The organism is Synechococcus sp. PCC 6716, assembly GCF_022570815.1.
GTDB classification, from domain to species: domain Bacteria; phylum Cyanobacteriota; class Cyanobacteriia; order Thermosynechococcales; family Thermosynechococcaceae; genus Thermosynechococcus; species Thermosynechococcus lividus.
The window spans coordinates 1-2,283 of the sequence record NZ_JAKLTU010000067.1; the positions used below are offsets into that span (position 1 = coordinate 1).

Genomic DNA, 2,283 nt, shown 5'->3' on the forward strand with positions numbered 1-2,283 from the left:
TGAGTTTCTTCAATGTCCAATGCCTGTACCAGACGTGTTAGGGCTGGCTCAATTTGGTTGAGCCTCCAATACAACAGCGCCAAGTTGCTCAGGGCGGTGGCCACTTTTGGATGGTTGGCGCCTAGGGCTTGCTCCAAAATCACCAAGCTGCGCTGTAGTAAAGGTTCGGCCTTGCTATATTCCCCTTGTGCTTCATACAGCACCGCCAAGTTGTTGAGGGTCGTGGCCACTTCTGGATGGTTGGTGCCTAGGGCTTGCTCCAAAATCACCAAGCTGCGCTGTAGTAAAGGTTCGACCTTGCTATATTCCCCTTGTGCTTCATACAGCAGCGCCAAGTTATTGAGGGTCGTGGCCACTTCTGGATGGTTGGAGCCTAGGGCTTGCTCCAAAATCACCAAGCTGCGTTGGTAAAGCGGTTCGGCTTTGGCGTATTGCCCTTGCTTTTCATACAGTAGCGCCAAGTTATTGAGGGTCGTGGCCACTTCTGGATGGTTGGCGCCTAGGGCTTGCTCCAAAATCACCAAGCTGCGCTGTAGTAAAGGTTCGGCCTTGCTATATTCCCCTTGTGCTTCATACAGCAGCGCCAAGTTGTTGAGGGTAGTGGCCACTTTTGGATGGTTGGCGCCTAGGGCTTGCTCCAAAATCACCAAGCTGCGCTGTAGTAAAGGTTCGGCCTTGCTATATTCCCCTTGTGCTTCATACAACAGCGCCAAGTTATTGAGGGTCGTGGCCACTTTTGGATGGTTGGCGCCTAGGGCTTGCTCCAAAATCACCAAGCTGCGCTGYARTAGCGGTTCGGCTTTGCTATATTCCCCTTGTGCTTCATACAGCAGCGCCAAGTTRTTGAGGGTCGTGGCCACTTTTGGATGGTTGGTGCCTAGGGCTTGCTCCCTGATCGCCAAACTGCGCTGCAATAGCGGTTCGGCCTTGCTATATTCCCCTTGTGCTTCATACAACAGCGCCAAGTTGTTGAGGGTAGTGGCCACTTTTGGATGGTTGGCGCCTAGGGCTTGCTCCAAAATCACCAAACTGCGCTGGTATAGGGGTTCGGCTTTACTATATTGGCCTTGCTCTCGATACAGTAGCGCCAAGTTGTTCAGGGATTGGGCGACATCTGGGTGATTGGTGCCTAGGGCTTGCTCCCTGATCGCCAAACTGCGCTGCAATAGCGGTTCGGCTTTGTTATATTCCCCTTGTGCTGCATAGGACAACGCCAAGTTGTTGAGTGTGGTGGCCACTTTTGGATGGTTGGTGCCTAGGGCTTGCTCCAAAATCACTAAGCTGCGCTGTAGTAAAGGTTCGGCCTTGCTATATTCCCCTTGTGCTTCATACARCAGCGCCAAGTTGTTGAGGRYAGYGGCCACATTTGGGTGGYTAGCCCCTAGGGTCTGTTGCAAAATTGCCAAACTGCGCTGGTATAGGGGTTCGGCTTTACTATATTGGCCTTGCTYTYGATACARCCGTGCCAAGTTGTTGAGGGTGGTGGCCACTTCTGGATGGTTGGTGCCCAAGGCTTGCTCCCTGATCGCCAAACTGCGCTGCAATAGCGGTTCGGCTTTGCTATATTGCCCTTGCTYTCGATACAGTAGCGCCAAGTTGTTCAGGGATTGGGCGACATCTGGGTGATTGGCACCTAAAACTCGTTCCCTWATCGCCAARCTGCGCTGTAGAARAGGTTCGGCCTTGCTATATTCCCCTTGTGCTTCATACAGCAGCGCCAAGTTATTGAGGGTCGTGGCCACTTCTGGATGGTTAGTGCCTAGGGCTTGCTCCAAAATCACCAAGCTGCGTTGGAAWAGCGGTTCGGCTTTGSYATATTCCCCTTGTGCTTGATACAACCCTGCCAAGTTGTTGAGGACAGCGGCCACATTTGGGTGGCTAGCCCCTAGGGTCTGTTGCAAAATTGCCAAACTGCGCTGGTGTAGGGGTTCGGCCTTGCTATATTCCCCTTGTGCTTCATACAGCAGCGCCAAGTTATTGAGGGTCGTGGCCACTTCTGGATGGTTGGTGCCTAGGGCTTGCTCCAAAATCACCAAGCTGCGCTGTAGTAAAGGTTCGGCCTTGCTATATTCCCCTTGTTTTTCATACAGTAGCGCCAAGTTATTGAGGGTCGTGGCCACTTTTGGATGGTTGGCGCCTAGGGCTTGCTCCAAAATTACCAAGCTGCGTTGGTAAAAAGGTTCGGCCTTGCTATATTCCCCTTGTGCTTCATACAGCAGCGCCAAGTTATTGAGGGTGGTGGCCACTTTTGGATGGTTGGTGCCTAGGGCTTGCTCCAAAATA

General features: G+C 52.3%; 1 protein-coding gene. It reads right to left on the bottom strand.

All coding sequences use genetic code 11. The features are described from left to right. A partial coding sequence (locus L5220_RS14225) for a tetratricopeptide repeat protein (RefSeq protein WP_499574311.1) occupies window positions 1-2,283 on the bottom strand: 2,283 nt, incomplete at both ends.